21 protein-coding genes are annotated in these 21,095 nt (G+C 74.7%); 12 read left to right on the top strand and 9 right to left on the bottom strand.

The features are described 5' to 3' along the window. Window positions 1-28: 28 nt before the first annotated feature. Window positions 29-442, bottom strand: a complete 414-nt coding sequence (locus ACFVXH_RS16585; RefSeq protein WP_074003676.1) for a helix-turn-helix domain-containing protein — start codon at window positions 440-442, stop codon at window positions 29-31. Window positions 443-539: 97 nt separating this feature from the next. Between ACFVXH_RS16585 and ACFVXH_RS16590 the strand changes: the two genes are divergently transcribed. Beyond that, entirely contained in the window at window positions 540-1,361 is an 822-nt protein-coding gene (locus tag ACFVXH_RS16590; RefSeq protein ID WP_387824132.1) for an NAD(P)H-binding protein, read from the top strand. Between the two features lie 8 nt (window positions 1,362-1,369). Here ACFVXH_RS16590 and ACFVXH_RS16595 read toward each other — a convergent pair whose 3' ends face one another. Beyond that, complete coding sequence (locus ACFVXH_RS16595) at window positions 1,370-2,128, bottom strand: SDR family oxidoreductase (protein WP_049660627.1); 759 nt, start codon at window positions 2,126-2,128, stop codon at window positions 1,370-1,372. A 192-nt stretch (window positions 2,129-2,320) separates the two neighbouring features. Between ACFVXH_RS16595 and ACFVXH_RS16600 the strand changes: the two genes are divergently transcribed. The 4 genes from ACFVXH_RS16600 (at window position 2,321) to ACFVXH_RS16615 (ending at window position 5,797) form a co-directional block, all read left to right on the top strand. Next, the gene (locus ACFVXH_RS16600; protein WP_049660629.1) at window positions 2,321-2,947 is read left to right on the top strand and encodes a TetR/AcrR family transcriptional regulator; all 627 of its coding nucleotides are present in this window, start codon (window positions 2,321-2,323) and stop codon (window positions 2,945-2,947) included. Window positions 2,948-3,382: 435 nt separating this feature from the next. Beyond that, window positions 3,383-3,622 carry an ABC transporter permease gene (locus ACFVXH_RS16605; RefSeq protein WP_234348641.1) on the top strand — a complete coding sequence of 80 codons (240 nt, stop codon included), beginning with the start codon at window positions 3,383-3,385 and terminating at the stop codon, window positions 3,620-3,622. An 18-nt stretch (window positions 3,623-3,640) separates the two neighbouring features. Further along, the gene (locus ACFVXH_RS16610) at window positions 3,641-4,411 is read left to right on the top strand and encodes a hypothetical protein (protein ID WP_387824137.1); all 771 of its coding nucleotides are present in this window, start codon (window positions 3,641-3,643) and stop codon (window positions 4,409-4,411) included. 6 nt (window positions 4,412-4,417) lie between these two features. Further along, window positions 4,418-5,797, top strand: coding sequence for a hypothetical protein (locus tag ACFVXH_RS16615; protein ID WP_387824140.1), 1,380 nt, complete (start codon window positions 4,418-4,420; stop codon window positions 5,795-5,797). Between the two features lie 92 nt (window positions 5,798-5,889). On the opposite strand, the gene ACFVXH_RS16620 is transcribed toward ACFVXH_RS16615, so the two are convergent. The 4 genes from ACFVXH_RS16620 to ACFVXH_RS16635 all read right to left on the bottom strand — a co-directional run bounded on the left by ACFVXH_RS16620 (window position 5,890) and on the right by ACFVXH_RS16635 (window position 9,083). Beyond that, complete coding sequence (locus ACFVXH_RS16620; protein ID WP_387824143.1) at window positions 5,890-6,963, bottom strand: M14 family metallopeptidase; 1,074 nt, start codon at window positions 6,961-6,963, stop codon at window positions 5,890-5,892. Window positions 6,964-6,977: 14 nt separating this feature from the next. Further along, entirely contained in the window at window positions 6,978-7,307 is a 330-nt protein-coding gene (locus ACFVXH_RS16625; protein ID WP_049658719.1) for a hypothetical protein, read from the bottom strand. 94 nt (window positions 7,308-7,401) lie between these two features. Next, the gene (locus ACFVXH_RS16630; RefSeq protein ID WP_117486606.1) at window positions 7,402-8,124 is read right to left on the bottom strand and encodes a TetR/AcrR family transcriptional regulator; all 723 of its coding nucleotides are present in this window, start codon (window positions 8,122-8,124) and stop codon (window positions 7,402-7,404) included. Between the two features lie 344 nt (window positions 8,125-8,468). Then, window positions 8,469-9,083, bottom strand: coding sequence for a LysE family transporter (locus ACFVXH_RS16635; protein ID WP_387824146.1), 615 nt, complete (start codon window positions 9,081-9,083; stop codon window positions 8,469-8,471). Between the two features lie 203 nt (window positions 9,084-9,286). Between ACFVXH_RS16635 and ACFVXH_RS16640 the strand changes: the two genes are divergently transcribed. After that, window positions 9,287-9,916: a maleylpyruvate isomerase N-terminal domain-containing protein gene (locus tag ACFVXH_RS16640; RefSeq protein ID WP_387824149.1), complete on the top strand. Its 630-nt coding sequence runs from the start codon at window positions 9,287-9,289 to the stop codon at window positions 9,914-9,916. Window positions 9,917-10,026: 110 nt separating this feature from the next. Next, window positions 10,027-11,862, top strand: a complete 1,836-nt coding sequence (locus tag ACFVXH_RS16645; RefSeq protein WP_387824152.1) for a M1 family aminopeptidase — start codon at window positions 10,027-10,029, stop codon at window positions 11,860-11,862. A gap of 67 nt (window positions 11,863-11,929) precedes the next feature. On the opposite strand, the gene ACFVXH_RS16650 is transcribed toward ACFVXH_RS16645, so the two are convergent. Then, on the bottom strand, window positions 11,930-12,850 hold the full coding sequence (locus ACFVXH_RS16650; RefSeq protein ID WP_387824155.1) for a lysozyme: 921 nt from the start codon (window positions 12,848-12,850) through the stop codon (window positions 11,930-11,932). A gap of 356 nt (window positions 12,851-13,206) precedes the next feature. On the opposite strand from ACFVXH_RS16650, the gene ACFVXH_RS16655 reads away from it, so the two are divergent. The 3 genes from ACFVXH_RS16655 (at window position 13,207) to ACFVXH_RS16665 (ending at window position 18,237) form a co-directional block, all read left to right on the top strand. After that, window positions 13,207-13,785, top strand: coding sequence for a GNAT family N-acetyltransferase (locus tag ACFVXH_RS16655; protein ID WP_049657166.1), 579 nt, complete (start codon window positions 13,207-13,209; stop codon window positions 13,783-13,785). A gap of 281 nt (window positions 13,786-14,066) precedes the next feature. Next, window positions 14,067-15,806 carry a cellulose synthase catalytic subunit gene (locus ACFVXH_RS16660; protein ID WP_338016312.1) on the top strand — a complete coding sequence of 580 codons (1,740 nt, stop codon included), beginning with the start codon at window positions 14,067-14,069 and terminating at the stop codon, window positions 15,804-15,806. Between the two features lie 136 nt (window positions 15,807-15,942). Beyond that, window positions 15,943-18,237 (top strand): acyltransferase family protein, encoded by a 2,295-nt coding sequence (locus ACFVXH_RS16665; RefSeq protein ID WP_387824158.1) that lies wholly within the window; start codon window positions 15,943-15,945, stop codon window positions 18,235-18,237. Here the strand turns inward: ACFVXH_RS16665 and ACFVXH_RS16670 are convergent. Next, window positions 18,228-18,839, bottom strand: a complete 612-nt coding sequence (locus ACFVXH_RS16670; RefSeq protein WP_380776723.1) for a hypothetical protein — start codon at window positions 18,837-18,839, stop codon at window positions 18,228-18,230. The genes ACFVXH_RS16665 and ACFVXH_RS16670 overlap by 10 nt on opposite strands. 126 nt (window positions 18,840-18,965) lie before the next feature. On the opposite strand from ACFVXH_RS16670, the gene ACFVXH_RS16675 reads away from it, so the two are divergent. Beyond that, window positions 18,966-19,196, top strand: a complete 231-nt coding sequence (locus ACFVXH_RS16675; protein ID WP_049654693.1) for a hypothetical protein — start codon at window positions 18,966-18,968, stop codon at window positions 19,194-19,196. 112 nt (window positions 19,197-19,308) lie between these two features. Beyond that, complete coding sequence (locus tag ACFVXH_RS16680) at window positions 19,309-19,878, top strand: hypothetical protein (protein WP_387824161.1); 570 nt, start codon at window positions 19,309-19,311, stop codon at window positions 19,876-19,878. Between the two features lie 30 nt (window positions 19,879-19,908). Here the strand turns inward: ACFVXH_RS16680 and ACFVXH_RS16685 are convergent, their stop codons facing one another. Then, window positions 19,909-20,895 carry a winged helix-turn-helix domain-containing protein gene (locus ACFVXH_RS16685; RefSeq protein WP_387824164.1) on the bottom strand — a complete coding sequence of 329 codons (987 nt, stop codon included), beginning with the start codon at window positions 20,893-20,895 and terminating at the stop codon, window positions 19,909-19,911. Window positions 20,896-21,095: the final 200 nt, after the last annotated feature.

The raw sequence follows: 21,095 nt of genomic DNA on the forward strand, positions 1-21,095 counted from the left end.
CCGGCGTGCCGGGGGACACCGGACGGGGTCAGCGGATCCCGGAGCCCGGGTTGGCCCCGTCCCACCGCCGCCGGGAGTCGACGATCGCGTCGTGGTGGTCGTACGACCAGTCCGTCATCGCCCGCACCAGGTGGGTCAGGCTGTGGCCGAGCGGCGTCAGCTCGTACTCCACCTGCGGCGGGACGGTCGGGTGGACGGTCCGCGAGACCATGCCGTCCCGTTCCAGGCGGCGCACGGTCAGGGTGAGCATTCGCTGCGAGATGCCCGGCAGCGCGCGCTGCAGCTCGCGGAACCGCCGTACGCCCTGGGCGAGTTCGACGACGGTGAGGACGGACCACTTGTCGCCGAGGCGGTCCAGCAGGTCGCGGATCCCGCAGTCCACGCCGTCCTCGCACCAGACCACCGGGCGGGGGGTGGTTACCGCGGTGTGCCCTGCTGACATGGAAGTGCCTCCTTACGCCGGGCGCCCAGGCTATCGAGGATGGTCGCGAAGCCGACGAACGATCATCTGCTCGACCGACCATCCCTGGAGGAACCCCATGCTGCTCGTCACCGGAGTCAACGGAGGCCTGGGCGCGCTCGTACTGGAGCGGCTCGCCGGGCGGGAGGGCGTCGTCGCGGGCTCGCGCACACCGCAGCGGGTGCCGGCGGGCGTCCCGGCCCGGCTGGTGGACTTCGACCGCCCGCGGACACTGGCGGAGGCCTTCACCGGCGTGCGGACCCTGCTGCTGATCTCGGCCGGCGCCGCCGAGGACGACGTGGTGATCGCCCGGCACGGCGCCGCGATCGGGGCGGCGGAGCGGGCGGGCGTCGATCACGTGGTCTACACCAGCCTCTCCGGCGACGGCGACCACCTGCCCTACGCCCTCGCCCACCGCTGGACCGAGCGGCGGCTGCGCGCGTCCGCCACCCTGCGCTGGACGGTGCTGCGCAACGGCCTGTACGCCGAGTTCCTGGGCGCGATCGCCGCCCCCGGCCCGGACGGGGTGATCAGCGCCCCGCTCGGCGACGGGCGGCTCGCGGCGGTGGCCCGGGCGGACCTGGCCGAGGCGGCGGTGAACGTCGCCCTGGCGCCCGACGGGCACGCGGGCCGGACGTACGAGCTGGTGGGGGAGCGGGCGGTGGGCGGCGCGGAGGTGGCCGAGGCGCTCGGCGCCGCGTACCGGCCGGGACGGCTGACGGACGCCCGGGCGGCGGTGGCGGCCTCGGACGCGCGGGACTTCCAGGTGCCGATGGTGGTGGGCACCTACTCGGCGATCGCCCACGGCTTCCTCGCCGGCCCGGGCGGGCCGGGCGACCTCGCGGCCCTGCTCGGCCGCGCGCCCCGCCCGGCCCTGGAGGTCATCGCCGAGGGGCGGTGACCTCCGGGTCACATGCCGCCGCCCAGGGTGACCCCGCCGTCGACGACCAGGGTCTGGCCGGTGATCCAGCCGGCGTCGGGGGAGAGCAGGAAGGCGACGGCGCCGGCGATGTCCTCGGGGACGCCGAGGCGGCCGAGCGGGTAGGCCTTGGCGACCTTCTCCTCGCGGCCCTCGTACAGGGCCTCGGCGAACCTGGTCTTGACCACGGCGGGGGCGACGGCGTTGACCCGGATGCCCTGGGGGCCCAGCTCGGCGGCGAGTTCGGTGGTGAGCCGGATCAGCGCGGCCTTGCTGACGCCGTACATGCCGATCCCGAGCGAGGAGCGGATGCCCGCGATGGAGGCGACGTTGACGACCGAGCCGCCGTGCTCGCCCAGCCACGCGGCGTGCGCGCGGCGGGTCCAGGCCAGCGGGGCCAGCACGTTGACGGCGAGGATCTTGGCGGCGGCGGCCTCGTCGGTGTCGAGGACCGGCCCGTAGACCGGGTTGATGCCGGTGTTGTTGACCAGGTGGTCGAGCCGGCCGAAGGCCTCCAGGGTGCGGGCGACGGTCTCCTCCTGGTGCGCCGGGTCGTCGGCCTTGCCCGCGACGGCGATCGCGTTCTCCGGGCCGCCCAGGTCGCGGACGGCCTCGGCCAGCGGCTCCGGGTTGCGGGCGGTGAGGCAGACCCTGGCCCCGCGGTCGACCAGCTCGCGGGCGATGCCGAGGCCGATGCCCCGGCTCGATCCGGTGACGACGGCCACCCGGCCCTTGAAGGAGTGCACCACGGAGCGTCCTGCCTTTCGTGCGGGGGATCCCTGCTGTCAGCTGACTAAGCGCTTGCTCAGCATGCTGTCGGTGCGGGAGGCTGTCAACAGTCCGCCGACCGCTTGCCCGTCGCACGCCGGCCCGGGTCGGGGGTCGGGCCGAGGGGTGGCCGGCGCGAAAGCCTGTACGAGTTTCTCTGGGAGGATGACGCCATGACCAGCACCCCGCTCGCCGACCTCTGGCCGACCCTGCCCGGCGCCGACGCCCGCCCCGAAGCGGCGTACCGGCTGCTCCAGGCCGCCGTCGAGTCGTTCGCGGAGCGCGGCTTCCACGCCACCACCACCCGGGACATCGCCACGGCGGCGGGGATGAGTCCGGCCGCGCTGTACATCCACTACCAGTCGAAGGCCGCGCTGCTGGCCGAGATCAGCCGGGCCGGGCACGCCGCCACGCTGACCCTGGTCCGGGGCGCGGTGGCCGGCGGGGGCGGACCGGCCGAGCGGATGCGGGAGCTGGTCGAGCAGTTCACCGCCTGGCACGCCCGGGCCCGGACGGTCGGCCGGGTGGTCAACTACGAGCTGCACGCGCTGCCCGAGGACGCCTACGCGGTGGTCGCGGCGCTGCGGCTGGACATCGAGCGCGAGGTCAGCGCGCTGATCGAGGCGGGCGTGGCGGCGGGGGAGTTCCAGGTGGCGGAGGTGCGGACGGCGGCCCGCGCGGTCACCTCGCTGGGCATCGACGTCTCCCGCTGGTACACCGACAACTCCTCCGAGGCGCCGGAGGAGCTCGGGCGCCGCTACGGGGAGCTGGTCCTGCGGATGCTCGGCGCCCGGGTCTGAGCCGGCGCCCCGTGCCGCCCGTGCCGCCCGTGCCGCCCGTGCCGCCCGTGCCGCCCGTGCCGCTCCGGGCCCCTTGACCTGCTGCGACGAGGCGAGCAGACTCGTATACGCAGTACGTGTCCCTCGTACGTGTGCCTCGTAGACGTACGGCGCCGACGACGTTCGGTGCCACCCGGCCCCGAGAGACGGCCCCCCGCGCGGCCCCGCGCCGCGCCCCCAGCAGCACCCTCCCGCGGCGGCCACGCCCCCGACCGGCGGCGCCGACGGGAGCAGACCCCGACCCGGGCCGGTCCGGCCGGCCGTGTCGCGGGGCCCGTGCGGCCCGGCGGCACCGGGACGGCGCGCGTGGCGCGCCGGGCGCGGCCCGGGTGGAGGGAGAGGGGAGGCGCGGCAATGCCTTCCCAACAAGCCCCCGCCCATCGACGACCGAGCCCGGTGCGCCCGCGATTCTGGCTGGAGACGGCCCTCGGCGCGCTGTCCGGGCTCCTGTTCCTGCTCACCCTGGTGTGGCCGCAGTGGATCGAGACGCTGCTCGGCCTCGACCCGGACGCCGGCAGCGGCGCCGCGGAGTGGCTGGTGGTCGCGCTCGCGGCCGCCGTCACCGCCGGGTGCGCGCTCGGCGCGCGGACCGAGTGGCGCCGGGCGCACCCGGCCCCGGTCCGTGCCGCGCGGTGAGCGGATCGGAGGACCGTCATGACCGACACCGCACCCGCCGCCGCACCCCGGCTGACCGACCTCGTCCGGAGTGCGCCGCTGAGCTTCCTCGGCACCGTCACCAGGGTCGGCGGCACCTCGCTCGCCGCCCTGCCGGCCGAGGCCAGGAACGAACGGACCGCCGTGGTCCGGGTGGACCAGGTGCTGCACGCACCCGCGGCCTTCCGGCAGCTCGGCGGCAGCGAGGTCACCGTCCAACTGGCCGCCGACGCCGAGCTGTTGAAGGTCGGCGACACGGCGGCCTTCTTCACCAGGGGGATGGTCTACGGGGAGGGCCTGGGCGTGGCCGAGGTCGGCCGGCTGCCGGCCGACGCCGTCCGGCAGCACGTCTCGCTGGCCGCCACCACGGCCGACGAACTCCCCTTCTCCTCGGTGCAGCGGGAGATCCGCGACCAGGACCTGGCCGCGCACGCCGCCGAGGCGGACGCCGTCGTGGTCGCCACCGTGGTCGGCCTGGAGGACCTCGGCCTGGCCGAGTACTCCGAGCACGACCCGCACTGGTGGCGCGCCACACTCGACGTCTCGCTCGTCGAGTCCGGCGGCGCCGCCCCCGGACCGACCACCGTGCTCTACCCGGCCAGCGGGGACATCCGCTGGCGCGCGGTCCCCAAACCGACGCCCGGGCAGCTGGGCCTGTGGCTGCTGCACGCCACCGGGGGCGAGCTCGCCGCGCGGGCGCCGTACCGGCTGCTCCACCCCGAGGACTACCAGCCCGCGCAGAGGCTCGCCGTGCTGCGGGAACGGAGGTGAGCCGACATGCCCACCATCAAGGTCGTCAACATCACCCCGAAGGCGCTGAGCGGCGACACCAACCTGGACAGTGAGCCCAACCTCGCGGTCGACCCGGAGAACCCGCTGGAGATGGTCGCGACCGCCTTCACCCCCGACCCGATGAACGGGCCGCTCGCCCCCGTCTACGTCTCGACGGACGGCGGGGACACCTGGGTGCTGAACAGCGTCGTCCCGGGCAACGGGGCTCTCGGCACCGGGGACATCAGCGTCGGCTTCGGCGGGGCGGGGGGCCGGCTCTACACCGGCATCCTCAACGGCCAGAGCGGCGACCTGCAGATCCTGCGCGCACCGGACATCACCGCGAGCACGCCGATGGCCGTGCTCGTCGACCGGAGCGGGGAGGACCAGCCCTGGGTCGTCGCCACCACCGTCACGGCGAACGGCGGCAGCGGCGACCGGGTGTACATCGGCAGCAACGACGTCGCCCAGCCCGGCGGCACCGCCACCGTGGACGTCTCGAACGACGCCGGCACCGGGCCCGCTCCGGCCGGTTTCGCGCCCGTCAAGCTCGACCGGCACACCGGCACGCTCTTCGACGGGCCGCCGGTGCGGATCGCCGCTCACCCGGACGGCACGATCTACGTCGCCTTCCTGAGCGTGACCGCCACCGGCGCGGGGGCCCTGATCACCTTCGACGTCGTGATGACCCGTGACGACAAGGGCGGCGTCGGACCGAACCCCTTCGAGGACCTCCTCGACTCGGCCGTCGGCGACGTCGGCCAGCGCGTGGTCACCGGCCGCAAGGCCCGGTTCAACCCGCACCAGCGGTCGCTGGGCCAGGAGCGCACCGGTGCGGACCTGGCCGTCGCCGTGGACCCCACCGACTCCAACAGCGTCTGGATCGCCTACTGCGACAACCTCGGCGGAACCGCCCCCACCGACTACGTGCTGCACAGCCGTCACTCGGCGGACCGGGGCCAGACCTGGGCCGCGGCGCGCCCGGACGTGGTCAACGGCAAGAACCCGTCGCTGGCGGTCAACTCCGACGGCCTGGTCGGGCTGGTCTACCAGCAGCTGGTCCACAACCAGTGGTCGACGGTGCTGGAGCTGACCAGCGACGGCTTCGGGACCACGGAGAGCCATGTGCTGCACCAGGCCCCGGGCGACGTGCCGCCGGCCGGGACGCAGCTGCCGTACCTGGGGGACTACCTCCGGATGGTCACGGTCGGAAAGGACTTCTACGGCGTCTTCGCCGGAAACAACACCCCCGACCGGGCCAACTTCCCGGTGGGCGTGACCTACCAGCGCAACGCCAACTTCACCACCCACCAGCTGCTCAGCTCGGACGGGGTCACCCGGGTGCCGCCGTCCATCGACCCGTTCTTCTTCCACCGGGCCGCCTGAGCACCCGCGCACCCCCGCATCCCAAGGCGCCCGCCACGACCGGTCGTGGCGGGCGCCCTGCTGTCGGGCACTGTGGCTTTCGGGGCAGGGGTTCAGGCGGTGGCCAGGCAGAACCGCACCAGCCCGGCGTCCACGTCGAGGACGATCCGCTGCATCTCGGCCCACGGCGGGTGGAACTGCGTGCCCCACTCGACGGTGAAGCCGAGCACCTTCCCCTGCTCGGGGTCGACGAAGTGGCGGGCGAAGACGTAGTCGTCGCTGGTGCCGCTGGTCGGGTACAGGTGGAAGCCGCTCAGCGGCCTGTACGCCAGGCCGCGCACGCCGTGCAGGCCCTGGCAGAAGGCCTCGGCGAGCAGCACGGCGGTGTCGGCGTCGGTCTTGGGGATGTACTCCGCGTACGCGACGTCGCCGGGCAGACCGCGCTTGCCGTCGTACTGGCTGTTGCGGAAGTTCATGGCGGGGGTGACCGACTGGTTCTCGTCGTCGCCCCAGTTGTAGAGCATGTCCTGGGAGTAGCTGTGCACGTCGACGAACCACCCGGTCCGCGGGAACTGGTCCAGCAGCCAGCGGACGTTGCGGGTCTCGGGCTCGGAGAAGGCGCTCGGGCCCTCGTAGACCTGCTGGTCGCACGGGTCGGCCGACACCTGCGGGGTGGCGGTCGGGGCGAAGGCGGTGGCGAAGTCGAAGAGGAAGTCGTAGTTGCGGTTGACGTCGACGCCGACGCAGTCGGGGTTCGTGCTGCCGCCGGCGTTGGCCGGGTCGCGGTTCTTGCGCCACATCGGGTCGGCGGTCTGGCTGAACAGCCGGCCGTCCGGGTTGACCAGCGGGAAGAACACCAGGTCCAGCCGCTGGAGCAGGTTGCGGACCTGGTCGGCGGTGAAGACGGTGCCGCCGTAGCCGAGGCCGGTGCCGTCGCGCTGGGCCTCCAGCAGGTCGGCGGCGAGGTGGACGAGGATCTCGCAGCTGCCCCATTCACGGGCGTGCACACCGCCGATCATCATCACGCAGCTCTTGGGCACCGGGGCCGGTGCACCGATCCTGAGGGCGTGGGCGGTGCGGCCCTCGACGGAGGGCTCGGGGAGGGTGAGCAGTTCGGACGTGCCGGGGTAGGCGGTGGCCAGACTGGCCACGGCGGACTCGACCTCGGTGATGTTCAGGTACGGCATGACGACCTCCCGGCTCAGCCGGCGGGCTTGGCGGCGAGGCCGTGCGGGACGGCGTCGGCGGCGGCGAACCGGTCGCCGGTGCCGACCTCGGCCTGGGCGGCGCGGCCGGCCTCGCTGGCGTTGCCGATCCGGGTGACGGTGACGCCCTCGCGTTCGAGGGCGGCGATCCGGTCCTCCGGGGCGTAGACGTCGATGCCGACGCTGCCGTCCGGTTCGACGTGCGGGCGGCCACCGGTGTCGGGGCGGGCCTCGCGCAGCAGGGCGCGCAGGACCTCCGGGTCCCTGGCGGTGACGCGGAGTCGCAGGATGTCGGGTCGGGGCGGTCGGGTGGGAACGGCGGACATGGCGACCTCTTCTCGGGCGCCGGGGGAGCGCGGCCCACGGCCGGCTCGGCGGTGCCGGATTCGAGCGGATATGTCCGACGTGTACCTCGTATCCTCAGGATGCGTCGCCGCCGTAGAAGCCGTCAAGGGGCGGCTCGGGCATCCCGTCGAGCAGGCTGTCCAGGCCGCTCAGCATCTCGGCCTCGTCGTCGAAGTCGGAGAACCGGGGCACCAGGGCGCGCAGCCTGGGGTAGTCGGCGGCGGGCAGCCGGTGCAGGCCGAGCCGCAGGGCCGGGTCCGGCTCGTTCGGGTTGTCGACCACCTGGCGCTTGTCCACCAGCAGGCAGCCGAGGTTCCAGGCGACGAAGGTGCGGTAGACGGTCAGCGCGCCGGCGTCGTCGAAGCCGGCCCGGCCGAGCACGGCCAGGATGTGCTCGGTGAGCTCCAGCACCGAGGCCGGGCGGCGGGCCACCGGGACGGCCAGCGGGCGGGTCGCGACCAGCGGCAGGATCTCGGGGTGGGCGTGCGCGGTGGCGGCGAACGCCCGGGCGATGCGGCGCAGTTCGGCGCGCCAGCCGTCCTCGTGCGGGCCGCGGGCGGCGCCGGCCCGCAGCCGGGCGTTGATCTCGTCGAAGTAGGCCTCGACCAGGCCGTCGATCAGCGCCTCCTTGCCCGGGGTGTAGCGGTACAGGGCCATCGACTCCACGCCGAGATCGGCGGCCAGCCTGCGCATGGTCAGCGCGGCCAGGCCCTCGCGGTCGACCAGGGCCACGGCGGCGCCCAGTACCAGCGGGCGGCTCAGCCGGCCCCGCCTCTCGGGGGCGTCCTGCTCGGCCATCTCCGCACTCCTCCGGGTCGGTGGCAGCGTCGTCGGGCGGTCGGCTCGGCTTGGGCGCGGGGCCCGCTGCCGGGCTGGGTCTTCGGCGGATGTCACTCAGCGGATACAGAACCAGGATACAAGGGAGGAATAGGACGTAAACGGGCGTGCGGCCGCGCGGCGGCGGCGCTGCCGATCCCGCTGGTCAGATGACCGGGGGAGGGGCGGTGGGGGCGGCGACCGGGGTGGCGGGGCCGGTCGCGGTGTGTGACGCCACTCCGCACCCGCTCGCCAACCTCCTTCCGGTGCCCGGTCGCCGAGCGCGTCCGACCCGGCGGCGCCGGTCACCACGCCCGGCGCCGGCCTCAGTCGAGCAGCAGCCGGACGGCGAGCGCGGCGACCAGGGCGGCGGAGCCGAGGGCGGTCAGCAGCCGGCCGCGCGGGCCGGTGAGGGCCCGGCCGAGCAGGGCGCCGCCGGAGGCCAGCAGCAGTTGCCAGCAGGCGGAGGCGGCGAAGGCGCCGACGGTGAAGGCCGCCCGGGCGGGGACGCCGTCCTGGCTGCCGCCGCCGAGCACCAGGGCGGCGAAGTAGAGCACGGTGAGCGGGTTCAGCAGGGTGATGCCCAGCAGGGCGAGGAAGGCCCGGGCGGGGGTGGGCGGCGACGGCCGCGCTCCGGCGGCGGGGCCGGAGCGGCCGCGCAGTGCGGTGGCGGCCGTCCGTGCGGCCAGGGCGAGCAGCACCAGGGCGGAGGTGATCCGCAGCGGCCGGGCGACCGGTTCGAGCAGCGGTGCGAGGCCGGTGCCGCCGGCCGCCGCGAGCAGGGCGTACAGCCCGTCCGCGGTGGCCACGCCGAGGGCGGCGCAGGCGCCGGTGCGCAGCGAGGTGCGTGCGGTGAGCGACACCAGGTAGGCCCCGACGGCCCCCACCGGGACGGCCACGCCGAGCCCGGCGAGCAGCCCCGCGACCAGCGCGGCCCTCACGCGCGGGGGGCGTCGGGCCTCCGGGGGCGGCCGGGCTGCTGCTGGACCGGGGCCGGGCGGGTGGCGGCGGGTACGGGCAGCGGGCGGGTGGCGGAGACGGTCATGGGTCGATGGTGACGGCCCGGGGCGGGGGTGGCAAACGGCTTTCCGCGGGCCCGGGATAGCGTGGGGCGATCCCGTGATCACCGTCCCGAGGAGAGCCGATGAACAGTCAGAACGATCCCGTGCGCGTGCTGTTGGCGGAGGCCTGGTCCTCCTGGGCGGAGCGGGGCGCGGCCCTGGCCGCCGAGGGCTGGGACCGTCCCACCCGGCTGCCCGAGTGGACCGTACGGGAGCTGTTCGCGCACGTGGCGCCGGTGCCGGAGATGTTCACCGGGCTGCGCGCGGCCGTCCTGGACACGCCGGCCGAGGTGGCCGACGGGGTCGGCATCCTGCGGGCCTACAACCGGCCGGGCGGCATCGCCCACACCGCCGCCGGGCAGGTCGCCGAGGCGGCGAAGCGGACCGCCGAGGTGGCCGAACCCGCCGTGCTGATCGCCCGGTTCGGCGTCGAGGGCCCGGCGGCGCTGGCCGGCCTCGCGGACCTGCCGCCGGGGACCACGGTGGCGCACCCGCTGCTCGGCAGCGTGACGGTCGGCGCGCTCGGCGAGGTGGCGCTGATGGAGGCGACCGTCCACCTGCTCGACCTGATCGCGGCCGTCGGCGGCCCGCCGCCCGCCGAGGGGGCGCTGCACTTCACCCGCGCCCTGCTGGCGGAGGTGGCCGACCCGGTGGCCTTCATCGAGGCGGCGACCGGCCGTAGCGCCGAGGCGGTGCTCCCGGTGCTGCGGTAGGGCTTCCGTCGGGTGGGGTGAGGCGTATGCGTCTCATGTCATGAGCCTTTCAAAGGTGCGGGTTTGCTGTCACGCTGCTGCTCCCGGCCCGCTCCCCACGAGAGGCTCCGATGAGAAGACTCCTCCCTGCCCTGACCGGCGCCGCCCTGTTCGCGGCGACCGGCCTCGCGGCGCTCGCCACCCCCAATGTGGCGAGCGCCGCGGACTGCACACCCGCCCAGGTGGTGGCCAACGGCGGCTTCGAGTCCGGTGGTTCGTCCTGGTCGGCGCCGAGCGGCGCGATCACCGCCGACACCGGCCAGAGCGCCCACTCCGGCAGCTCCTACGCCTGGCTCGACGGCTACGGCTCCAGCCACACCGACACGCTCTCGCAGTCCGTCACCCTCCCCGCCGGGTGCGGCACCGCGACGCTCGGGTTCTGGCTGCACGTCGACACCGCCGAGACGACCGGCAGCACCGCGTACGACAAGCTGACCGTCAAGCTCGGCTCCACCACCCTGGCCACCTACTCCAACCTGGACGCGAAGGCCGGGTACGTGCACAAGACGCTCGACGTCTCCGCCTTCGCCGGCCAGTCCGTGACGCTCGCCTTCACCGGCGTCGAGGACGCCAGCCTGCAGACCAGCTTCGTGCTGGACGACGTCACCCTGGACGTCTCCGGCGGCGGCACGTCGCCCCAGCCCGGCGACCCGACCCGCACCCCGGTCGCGCCGACGTACACCGTCGGCCTCACCAGCGACTCCTCCGGCGGCAGTTGGACCGGGCACGAGAGCGTGACCTTCACCAACGCCTCGCCCGACCCGCTGAACGAGGTGTACCTGCGGCTGTGGGACAACGCCCACGGCAGCTGCCCCAGCACCCCGATCACGGTGACCAACGTGACCGGCGGCACGCCCTCACCGCTCACGGTGAACTGCACCGCGCTCAAGATCACCCTGCCGGCCCCGCTCGCCCAGGGCCAGAGCGGCACCGTCGCCTTCGACCTCGGCATCACCGTGCCGAGCGGCGCGGACCGCTTCGGCCACGACGGCGCGTACAACTTCCTCGGCAACGCCCTGCCCGTCCTGGCGATACGGGACGCGGCCGGCTGGCACCTCGACCCGTACACCAACAACGGCGAGTCCTTCTACTCGGTGGCCGCGGACTTCGCCGTCACCCTGGACCACCCGAGCGGTCTGCTGGTGCCCGCGACCGGCACCTCGGTGGACACCCCCGGCACGGCCGGACGGACCGTCACCAAGGCGACCGCGAGCAAGGTGCGCGACTTCGCCTGGGGCGCCGGGCCGTTCACGAAGATCTCCGGCACCTCCGCCGCCGGGGTGAAGGTCAACGTCTACTCGGTGGCGGGGATCAGCGCGGCCGACTCCCAGTCGATGCTCTCCACCGCGACCTCGGCGGTCGACGCCCACGCCCAGCGCTTCGGCGCCTATCCGTACGGCGAGTTGGACGCGGTGCTCGACAACAACTTCTGGTTCGGTGGCATGGAGTACCCGGGCTTCGTCCTCGACCTGGTCAGCACCACGGCGCTCACCCACGAGATCGGCCACCAGTGGTGGTACGGCATCGTCGGCGACGACGAGTACAACGGCCCCTGGCTGGACGAGGCCTTCACCGACTACGCCACCGACCTCGCCCTCGGCAAGACCGGCAACGGCTGCTGGAACAGCGTCTCCTGGGCCTCGTCGGCGGAGCGGATCACCAACTCGATGGCGTACTGGGACGCCAACTCCTCGCGCTACTCGACGGTCGTCTACGGCTACGGCAAGTGCGCCCTGCACGACCTGCGCCGGACGATCGGCGACAGCGCGATGACCACGCTGCTGCGGAACTACGCGCAGGCGCACTGGTACGGCGTCTCCACCACCGCGGAGTTCAAGGCCGCGGCCCAGGCCGCCACCACGGTGGACCTGAGCTCCTTCTGGAGCCAGCACCGCATCGACGGCTGAGCCCGGACATCCGTACCTCCCGGACGTCGCCCCCGGTTCCGGCCGGGGGCGACGTTCTTGCGCGGGGTCAGCCCAGGGCGAGGGCGCGGAGGCGGTCGGCCGCGCCGTTGAAGTAGTTCTGGTCACCGGGGAAGGTGCCGGAGTCGGCGAACTGCCAGAAGGTCTGGTAGCCCCAGCCGTTCGGCAGGGTGCCGACGGAGGAGGCGTAGCGGGCTATCCAGAGCGGATTGGTGGTGCCGAAGCCGCCGTTGTCGCCGGTGCACTGGCTCCACCAGTTGGTGGTGGTGTAGATGGTGGGGTAGCGGCCGGTGCGGGAGTGCACGGTGTTGCTGAAGTCGCGGATCCAGCTGACCATGGCGCTCTGGCTGAGGCCGTAGCAGGTGGCGCCGTAGGGGTTGTACTCGATGTCCAGCGCGGGCGGCAGGGTCTTGCCGTCGGCGGACCAGCCGCCGCCGTGGCTGACGAAGTAGTTGGCCTGGGTGGCGCCGGAGGAGGCGTTCGGCAGCGCGAAGTGGTAGGCGCCGCGGACCAGGCCGGCGTTGTACGAGCCGTTGTACTGCTGGGCGAAGGACGGGTTGGTGTAGCCGGTGCCCTCGGTCGCCTTGACGTAGGCGAACTTGGCGCCGTTGGCCGCCACCGAGGACCAGTTGACGTTGCCCTGGTAGCCGGAGACGTCCAGCCCCGGGGTCTGGGTGGCGGCGAGGGAGGCGAACGGGGCGGCGGTGCTTCGCCCCTCGCGGGCGGCGACGGTGGAGCCGGCGAAGTCCTGCTCGGGGTGGAAGCCGGGACGGCCCTCGGCGACGGGGGCGACCGGGGCGGGGTCGGCCGCGTACGCGGGGGCGGCGGCGCCGGCGACCAGGGCGGTCGCGGCGGCGAGGGCGGCCAGTGCGGGCAGTCGGCGGCGGGCCGGTCTGGCGGCCGCGGCGGTGCTCGCGGCGGTGCTCGCGATGGTGGCCGTGGTGCGGGCGGAGCGGGAAGAGCGGGGCATGAGCACTCCTCTGGTCCGAGCGTGGGGAAGGTCGAAATGACCCGGTTCGGCCGGGGTCTGACCGGCCGTACCGCAGAGTAGCCATGTACCTGGCACCGCCACCAGGCATCTTTTTTCACATGGTGAACGCACGTCACCTCGGTCGGAACGCCATGACCGGCAACCGGCGTTGCCGGTTCTGCCGGTGCGGCCGGCCCCGGGGAGGGATCGGTGGCGGGGGCGACGGAGGGGCCGGGAGAGGGGCCGGGAGAGGGGCGGGCAGCGGAGGCGGCGCCGGGTGCGGCGGGGGCGCTGTGGCACGATGCCCGCGGGCCGGCCACCACGGGCGGCCCCCTGCACGTGAGGAGAGACCACCCATGATCGAGACCGCCACCGACTCCGCCCGGCCCGCCGGGGAGCCCGTGTTCCGGCCCGCCACGCCCGCCGACGTCCCGGCGCTGGTCGCGCTGGTCGAGTCCGCCTACCGGGGCGACTCCAGCCGGGCCGGGTGGACCACGGAGGCGGACCTGCTGGGCGGCCGGCGCACCAACCCGGAGGCCGTCGCCGAGGCCGTGGGCCACCCCGACGGCGTGGTGCTGCTCGCCGAGCGGGACGGCGAGCTGGTCGCCTGCTGCCAGCTGGAGCGGCGCGGCGGCCTGGCCTACTTCGGCATGTTCTCGGTGCGTCCGGGCCTCCAGGGCGGCGGCATCGGCCGGGCCGTGCTGGCCGAGGCGGAGCGGGTGGCGGGCGAGGAGTGGGGCGTCGGCGCGATGGAGATGACGGTGATCGAGCAGCGCGCCGAGCTGATCGCCTGGTACGAGCGGCGCGGCTTCCGGCGCACCGGCGAGTTCAGCCCGTTCCCGTACGGCGACGAGCGCTTCGGCATCCCGCGGCGGCCGGACCTTCGGTTCGCGCACCTCGTCAAGGAGTTGAAGGCGGAGTCCGCGGGGAATTGACGTCCGTGTACGGAAGTTGACGGCTGAGTGGGAGCCGGGGTCGAGTCGTCCGGGCGGTCGTACCAGTAGTCGTACCGGTGGTTGACGGCCTCGGAAACGGCCCGCCCTCGGGGTTCGGTTCAGTTCCGCTGGACCGGGTTTCCGCAGGTGATCCGCCGTCAACTCGCTGAGCTGGGGCGATGCGGAGATGTCATACCTCGTTCATGATTGGTCTAGGCCAATGTGAGAGGCTGAGCGCGAACGGCCACGTTCCGTCCGCTGCCCAGGGGGGCCATTTCCGCATGCCCGTTCTCCATGGCACCGCCATGCCCGCACCCGACACCGGTCCGCGCCGGACACCCGCGGACCCCGACGACCACCGGCTGCCCAGCCCGCCCGACGACGAGGAGCTCTACTGGTACTTCGGCCCGCAGCGCCGCTGGGTGCTGCTCTGCGCCACCCTCTCCTACGCGGGAGCCACCGCCACGCTCGGCCTGTTCGCCCTCAGCAAGCCGCTGCTCTGGCCCTTCCTGGTGCTCACCGTGCTCAACGCGGCCACCTGGCTGCTCTCGCTCACCGACGGCCAGCGCGCCCGGCGCTTCACCCGCGACTCGCACGACCTGCTGCTGCGCGCCTGGAGCCCCGCCCGTGCCCCGAGCGTGGACCTGCTGCTGCCGACCGCCGGCGAACCGCTGGCCGTCCTGGACAACGCCTACCGGTACACCGCGGCCGTCCAGTGGCCCGGTGAGCTGACCGTCCTGGTCCTCGACGACGCCGGCCGCCCCGAGGTGCGCGAACTCGCCGAGTCCTACGGCTTCCGCTACCACGCCCGCCCCGACCGGGGCCGGTTCAAGAAGGCCGGCAACCTCAACCACGGCCTGGCCGAGGGCACCGGCGAGATCGTCGCCGTCCTGGACGCCGACTTCTGCCCCCGCCCCGACTTCCTGCACCACCTGGTGCCCTACCTCGACAACCCCGGGGTCGGCATCGTGCAGAGCCCGCAGTGCTTCGACACGGACGCCGACATGTCCTGGCTCGAACGCGCCGCGGGAGCCACCCAGGAGATCTTCTACCGCTGGATCCAGCCCTCCCGGGACGCGCAGGACGGCACCGTCTGCTGCGGCACCAACGCCCTGTACCGCCGCGCCGCGCTGCAGCGGATCGGCGGCTTCGCCGAGATCGACCACAGCGAGGACCTCTACACCGGCCTGGCCCTCGCCCGCGCCGGATGGTCCACCCGCTACGTCCCCGCGCTGGTCGCCAAGGGCATGTCGCCCACCGGCCTGCCCGCCTTCATCAGCCAGCAGTACCGCTGGTGCCTCGGCTCCCTGGCGCTCGTCCGCGACCCGGACTTCCGCCGCGGCCCGCTGCCGAAGTCCGCCCGGCTCTGCTTCTGGAACGGCATCCTCGGCTACGTCACCAGCGCGGTGAACGTCTTCGCCGTACCGCTGCCCGCCCTGATCATGCTGTTCTTCCGCCCCGAGGAGATCCAGCCCTGGCAGGTGCTGCCGTTCCTGCCGCCGATCTGGGTCGCCCTGGTGCTGCTGCCCGCGATGTCCCGCACCCGTTGGCGCTTCGAGGTCACCCGGGTCCAACTCCTCGGCGGGCTCTGCCACGTGGTCGCCATCGCGCACGCGCTGCGCCGCCGCTCCGCCGACTGGGTGCCCACCGGCGCCGTCTCCGGCGGCAGCACGCTCGCCCGCACCGTCGCCCGGATCGGGGTCGCCTGGCTCGGGCTCGTCGTCCTCGCGGGCGCCGCCGGGCTGGTCCGGGCCGCGCTGCTGTACGGCTGGCGGCCGTACTGGGCGCTCGCCGGGCTGCTCGCGCTCACCACCTACACCATGGTCCCGCTGATCCGGGAGCTGTGGCCGCTGCTGAACGGGACCAACGGGGGCAAGGGCGCCGCCGTCGGTGAGGTCGCCGCGCCCGCACCGGGCCGCTCCGACCTCGGGTTCGGACGGGCCGAGGCCGTCGCCGTCACCGCCGCGCTGCTGCTGTGCGGGCTGCTGGCCTCCGGCTGGGCCGACCCACTGATCTTCTGACGGACCGTCACTTCCACTGCAACACCTGCCTGTTGCGTTTCCTTGCGCGTCGCCCCACCGGCGCGGACACCGCCCGGCCGCCCCATCGGCCCGGCGGGCCCGACAAACCGCTGCCAGCCCTGCAAGGAGCACCGCCGTGTCAACGGCCGTACCACCACCGTCGTCGTCCTCCTCTTCCGCTGACGTCCAGCCCTCCGTTCCGACCTCCGCCGCGTCCGGCCCAGGCGTCGACCTGCTGCCCGGCGTCGTCCGGGTCGACCGGGAACTCGCCGCCCCGCAGCGCGCCACCGTCGCCGAGAGCGGGCAGGCCCGCCGGCGCACCGCCTTCCGCCCCGACATCGAGGGGCTGCGCGGCGTCGCCGTGCTCTCCGTCCTCGCCTTCCACTCCGCCGTACCCGGCCTGACCGGCGGCTTCGTCGGCGTCGACGTCTTCTTCGTCATCTCCGGCTTCCTGATCACCGGCCTGCTCGTCGGCCGCCCGCTCGGCCTGTGGGACTTCGCCGCCCGCCGCGCCCGGCGGATCCTGCCCGCCGCCGCCACCGTGCTGGTCGCCACCGCCGTCGCCGGCGGCGCCCTGCTCGACCCGCTGCGCGGCACCGACCTCGCCCGCGACCTGATCGCCTCCGCCGGGCAGTTCGCCAACTGGCGCTTCGTCGGCCAGCAGACCGACTACCTGGCCGCCGAACACGACCCCAGCCCGCTGCAGCACTTCTGGTCGCTGGGCGTGGAGAACCAGTTCTACCTGCTCTGGGGCGTGCTGCTGCTCGGCCTCGCCCGCTACCTGCGCGGGCGCCGCCGCACCCTCGCGATCACCCTCGCCACGGTGGCCGTCGGCGGCGTCTCCCTGGCGCTCTGCCTGCGCTGGACGGCCACCTCCGCGCCGCTCGCCTACTTCTCCACCGGCAGCCGGCTCTGGGAGTTCGCGGCCGGCGCCTGCGCGGCGCTGGCCGGCCCGGCCCTGCTCTCCCGCGCCGAGCGGCGCCCGGTGGTGTGGTCGCTGCGGGTGGTCGGCTGGCTCGGCCTCGCGGCCGTGCTCGCACCGGTGGTCCTGTACGACCGCGACACCCCCTTCCCCGGCACCGCCGCGCTGCTGCCCGTCCTCGGCACCGCCGCCGTCCTGCTCGCCGGACACGCCGCCGGGCACGACGGCCCCGGCGCCGCCGACGCCGGACGGCTGCTCGCCACCCGCCCGGTGCGCGCCGCCGGACGGCTCTCGTACGCCTGGTACCTGTGGCACTGGCCGGTGCTGACCATCGCCCAGGCCCGGTACGGCGCCCTGCCCTGGACCACCCTGCTCGCGCTCACCGCCGCCAGCGCGCTGCCCGCCTGGCTCACCCTGCGCCTGGTCGAACAGCCGCTGCGGTACGGCAGCAGCCCGGCACCCCGGCGCGGGCTCGCCGTCGGCGCCAGCGCCCTGGTCATCCCGCTGATCGCCGCGCTCACCCTCGGCGGCGGCACCGTACGGGCCCTCGGCGACCCCTCCTCCGGGCCCGTCGCGGCGCCCGCCGGAGCCGCCGACGGCCCGGGCCTGCTCGCCCCCGGCACCCGGGTGCTCACCCTGACGCCCTCGCTGGCCCGGGCCCGGGAGGACTTCCCGCCCGGCAAGGGCTGCGAGATCCCGCTCAACGCCGACAGCAGCCCGCGCTGCCTCTTCGGCGCCGAGGACAGCCCCGACCGGATCGTGCTGCTCGGCGACTCCCACGCCGGGCAGTGGATCTCCGCCGGCCTCGCCCTCGCCGAGCAGCGGCACTGGGCCCTGGAGGTGCTGGTCAAGCCCGGCTGCCCGCTGGCCACCCTCACCGTGCGCAACAACGTGCTCGGCCGGACCTTCGAGGAGTGCGACCGCTGGCGCGAGAACACCCTCACCCGGCTGGCCTCCGGGCCCAAGCCGCGGCTGGTCCTGATGGCGGGCCTCAACCGCTACGGCAGCCCGGAGGAGCGCACCGAGGGCTGGACCCGCACCCTGGACCGGCTCACCGCGCTCGGCGCCCCGCTCGCCTACCTCGGCGACACCCCGATGCCCGGCAAGGACATCCCGACCTGCCTGGCCGCCTCCGACGGGCGTTCCGACGCCTGCTTCTTCCCGCGCGACACCGCGTTCGAGCCCGACCCCGTACTGGACGGCGGACTCGCCGCCCGGTACGGGGTACGGACCCTCGACCTCGGTCCGCTGCTCTGCCCCGGCACCGGGCCCTCCTGCCCGGCCGTGCTGGAGGGCGTGGTGCTGTACCGGGACACCGGTCACATCACCGACACCCTGGCGCGGGTGCTGGCGCCGCGGCTGGACAGGGGGCTCCTGGGCGCCCCGGGGGCGTCCGTGGCACCGGCGGGTCCGGGCGCCTCGGCCGCGTCTGCGGCTCCCGGGCCGACGTCGGACCGGCCGGACCAGCAGATTCAGCCGGAGCTGCCGGGACAGCCGGGTCAGCCGTAGAGGCTGTGGCAGACCCGGGCCTGGTCCGAGCCGGGCGGCCAGTGGCCCGCCCGCTCGGCCTGGTCGCAGATGGTGTTCTGGCCGCCGCCCGCCCCGGTGCTCGCCGGGGCGGGCGCGCCCGACGGGCCACGGGCCGGCGTGCTGGTGTGCGGGCTGTGCCCCGGCTTGGGGCGCGCACTCGCCGAGGCATGCTGGGCGTCGGGCGTCGCGCTGCCCCCGGCACCGGACGCGGCCGGCGCCGTGCCCGGCCCGGTCACCGGGACCGCCGCGCCCGGGGTGGGCGGCGGCAGCGGTGACGGCGCCGGCGTGACCGGCGACGGGGAGACCGGCAGCAGCCGCGCCGCCGTCGAGTCCGAGGCGGTGGGCGAGGCGTCCGGCAGCGCCGCCACGCTGAGCTCGTCACCCGACCCCGGCCCGCACATCGCCAGGACGGACGCCAGCACGGCGCCCGTGCCGACCATCGCGGCCGTCCAGGCCTTGCGCGACAGGCGCCTCGGCGGTGTGGCGGTGGACCACGGCGGTAGCGGATCTGTCGGAACCGGCGGCGGCTGCCAAGCGTTCTGCGGCCACTGCCACTGCCCTCCGGTGGGCTGCCCAGTCATGTGCTCGTCCTTCCAGCGGCCCCCCTAGAACCTTGCTGTGCTCAACGAGCGCGCCGACGCCGGGACATGACCCGGAAGAGGGGTCTGGACGGGCGTTGATTGCCACCGCGCCACATGCTGGGGGGCATGGAGACCAACAGCACGGCCACCCCCCTGGTCGAGGTGGCCGAGTTCCGCACCGACAGCCGCTACCGCCTCGTCCGCTTCGAGGGCCACGGCTGGGAGCCGCTCGCACCGGAGGAGTTCGAGCCGCGCGTCCACCAGCTCTTCCCCGACCTCGACCCGCGCGACCCCCAACGGGTCCACTGGGCCGACCGCCCCTGGGAATGGCCCGCCTGGCACGCCGGCGAGGCCTGAACGCGGTCCGACTGGGCCCGAACGCGGCCTGACGGGGCCCGAACCCCGGTTTGACGAGGTCTGAACGGCTCGGCGCGGGATCGGCACCCCGCGACTTCGTTACGCTGGGCGGGTGAGTGTGGATCACTTCTGGCGCCGCCTGCCGGGTCAGGCCGTGGACACCTGCTCGCCGGAGGAACTCGGCGAACTCGTGCCCCGCGACCGCGACCTCCGGTACGACCGGCTGGCCGCCGCCGGGCTCGCCCTCGGCGTGCGGCGCACCGCCGTCCTGATGGAACTCGCGCTCACCGAGAACGGGCTGCACCCCGACCCGGCTGCCCGACTGCCCGTCTACGGCGGCGGGCGGCACGAATCGGACGGGGCACTGCCGGGCGGCGCCATGCCGGTGCTGCGCCCCGAACAGGTCGTGGCGGCCTCCGCCTTCCTGCGCGGCTCGGCGCTCGGCGAACTCGTCCGCCAGCAGAACAGCGTGCTCGCCCGCACGGCCGCGCACCTCGGGTACCCGACGCCCTGGTCCGAGACCTGGGCGGCGCTCGTCGTCCACGACCTGCGCGAGCTGCGGGACTTCTTCGCGAGCGCGGCCGCCGCCGGGGACGCGGTGGTCGTCCGGGAGGCCGAGGAGACCGGCCGGCCGGACGCGGCGCCGCAGCGGGTCAACTCGCCGTCCAGCACGGGGGCGTGAGCCTCGGTCCCGCCCGCACGGGGCCGGGCCTCAGCCCGTAGCGGCGGCGAGGAGCGTCAGCCCGGCCGCGGTGGCGGTGTGGATCGCCGTGTTGCGGTCCCGCAGGGTGGTGACCAGCCCGGCCGCCCGCAGCACCGTCGCGTGCTCGCTGGCGCTCGCCGCGGAGATGCGGACGGCGGCGGCGACGTCCCCGGTCGTACAGCCCTCCCGCTGCGCGACGGTCCGCAGCACGGCGGCGCGGGTGCGGCCCAGCAGTGCGTCCAGAGCCGGTGACGACCCGTGCGGCGCCGCCAACAGCCCTGCTCCGGTGGGCTGGTGCGCGGGATGGACCAGCATCGGCTGCGGCTCGGTGTCGTAGATCACGACGGGTGCGCCCGTGACGAAGACGGACGGGACCAGCAGCAGCCCCCGGCCGTCGAGGTGGATGTCCCGGTCCAGCCCGGAGGCCAGCTCGACGTGCAGGACCGGGGCCTCCCAGCGGATCCGGCCCGGCAGCAGCCGCTCGAAGAGCCGCTCCACGCCGCCGTGCAGCAGATCGCGTCCGCGGACCGCGCGGTCCGCGGCCAACGCGTCCTCGGCGGACGCCTGGTACGGGGCGAGCAGGACGTCGTGGACGTGGCCGAGGGCCTCCACCAGGCGGCGCATGAGGTCACGGTCCTCGCCGAGCGTACGGGCCCAGCCGGGTAGCGGACGGGTGGCCGCCGCGTCGGCGAGGTCCGCGCGGATCCGCCCGGCCGGCGTGGCGGCGACGCCCTCCAGTAGCTCCGCGACGCTCCGGGCCCCCGGCGGACTCAGGAAGCCGGGTGACACCCCGTGCACCGGCACCAGGTCGAGGACCATCCGGGCCTGCGGCCCCAGCCGCCCGCGCGCCGTCCGCCGCCAGGCCCCGAACCGCGCCTCGTGGTTGCGGTCCCGCAGGACGCGCACCGCCACGTTCAGCTCCACCATCGCCGCCATCGCCCCCGCGACCCTGGTGCGCGCCAGATCCTCGCCGGTGAAGTGGAACCGGAACGCCATCCCGCCTCCCGTGATGGGGAACTGACGGAGAGTCAGTTCCCGTCCATGATGCCAGTGGAAGCCGTGGACGGGAGGGGCAAGCGCAGCTGCGACGACCGGGGTGCGATCGGATGGATGCGAAGCGCCCGCGCCACGCGGTGATCCTGGCCCGCGCCATCGCGGCCTTTTCGCCGCGCTGCTGTCGAGCAGGACCCCGCCCC

This window comes from Kitasatospora sp. NPDC058184 (genome assembly GCF_042883725.1).
Classification (GTDB): domain Bacteria; phylum Actinomycetota; class Actinomycetes; order Streptomycetales; family Streptomycetaceae; genus Kitasatospora.

Excerpts from the sequence above, each read along its gene's own strand:
- ACFVXH_RS16585 (WP_074003676.1), bottom strand. The coding sequence starts at position 442 with ATGTCAGCAGGGCACACCGCGGTAACCACCCCCCGCCCGGTGGTCTGG.
- ACFVXH_RS16590 (WP_387824132.1), top strand. The coding sequence starts at position 540 with ATGCTGCTCGTCACCGGAGTCAACGGAGGCCTGGGCGCGCTCGTACTG.
- ACFVXH_RS16600 (WP_049660629.1), top strand. The coding sequence starts at position 2,321 with ATGACCAGCACCCCGCTCGCCGACCTCTGGCCGACCCTGCCCGGCGCC.
- ACFVXH_RS16610 (WP_387824137.1), top strand. The coding sequence starts at position 3,641 with ATGACCGACACCGCACCCGCCGCCGCACCCCGGCTGACCGACCTCGTC.
- ACFVXH_RS16615 (WP_387824140.1), top strand. The coding sequence starts at position 4,418 with ATGCCCACCATCAAGGTCGTCAACATCACCCCGAAGGCGCTGAGCGGC.
- ACFVXH_RS16620 (WP_387824143.1), bottom strand. The coding sequence starts at position 6,963 with ATGCCGTACCTGAACATCACCGAGGTCGAGTCCGCCGTGGCCAGTCTG.
- ACFVXH_RS16625 (WP_049658719.1), bottom strand. The coding sequence starts at position 7,307 with ATGTCCGCCGTTCCCACCCGACCGCCCCGACCCGACATCCTGCGACTC.
- ACFVXH_RS16630 (WP_117486606.1), bottom strand. The coding sequence starts at position 8,124 with ATGGCCGAGCAGGACGCCCCCGAGAGGCGGGGCCGGCTGAGCCGCCCG.
- ACFVXH_RS16640 (WP_387824149.1), top strand. The coding sequence starts at position 9,287 with ATGAACAGTCAGAACGATCCCGTGCGCGTGCTGTTGGCGGAGGCCTGG.
- ACFVXH_RS16645 (WP_387824152.1), top strand. The coding sequence starts at position 10,027 with ATGAGAAGACTCCTCCCTGCCCTGACCGGCGCCGCCCTGTTCGCGGCG.
- ACFVXH_RS16650 (WP_387824155.1), bottom strand. The coding sequence starts at position 12,850 with ATGCCCCGCTCTTCCCGCTCCGCCCGCACCACGGCCACCATCGCGAGC.
- ACFVXH_RS16655 (WP_049657166.1), top strand. The coding sequence starts at position 13,207 with ATGATCGAGACCGCCACCGACTCCGCCCGGCCCGCCGGGGAGCCCGTG.
- ACFVXH_RS16660 (WP_338016312.1), top strand. The coding sequence starts at position 14,067 with ATGCCCGTTCTCCATGGCACCGCCATGCCCGCACCCGACACCGGTCCG.
- ACFVXH_RS16670 (WP_380776723.1), bottom strand. The coding sequence starts at position 18,839 with ATGACTGGGCAGCCCACCGGAGGGCAGTGGCAGTGGCCGCAGAACGCT.
- ACFVXH_RS16675 (WP_049654693.1), top strand. The coding sequence starts at position 18,966 with ATGGAGACCAACAGCACGGCCACCCCCCTGGTCGAGGTGGCCGAGTTC.
- ACFVXH_RS16685 (WP_387824164.1), bottom strand. The coding sequence starts at position 20,895 with ATGGCGTTCCGGTTCCACTTCACCGGCGAGGATCTGGCGCGCACCAGG.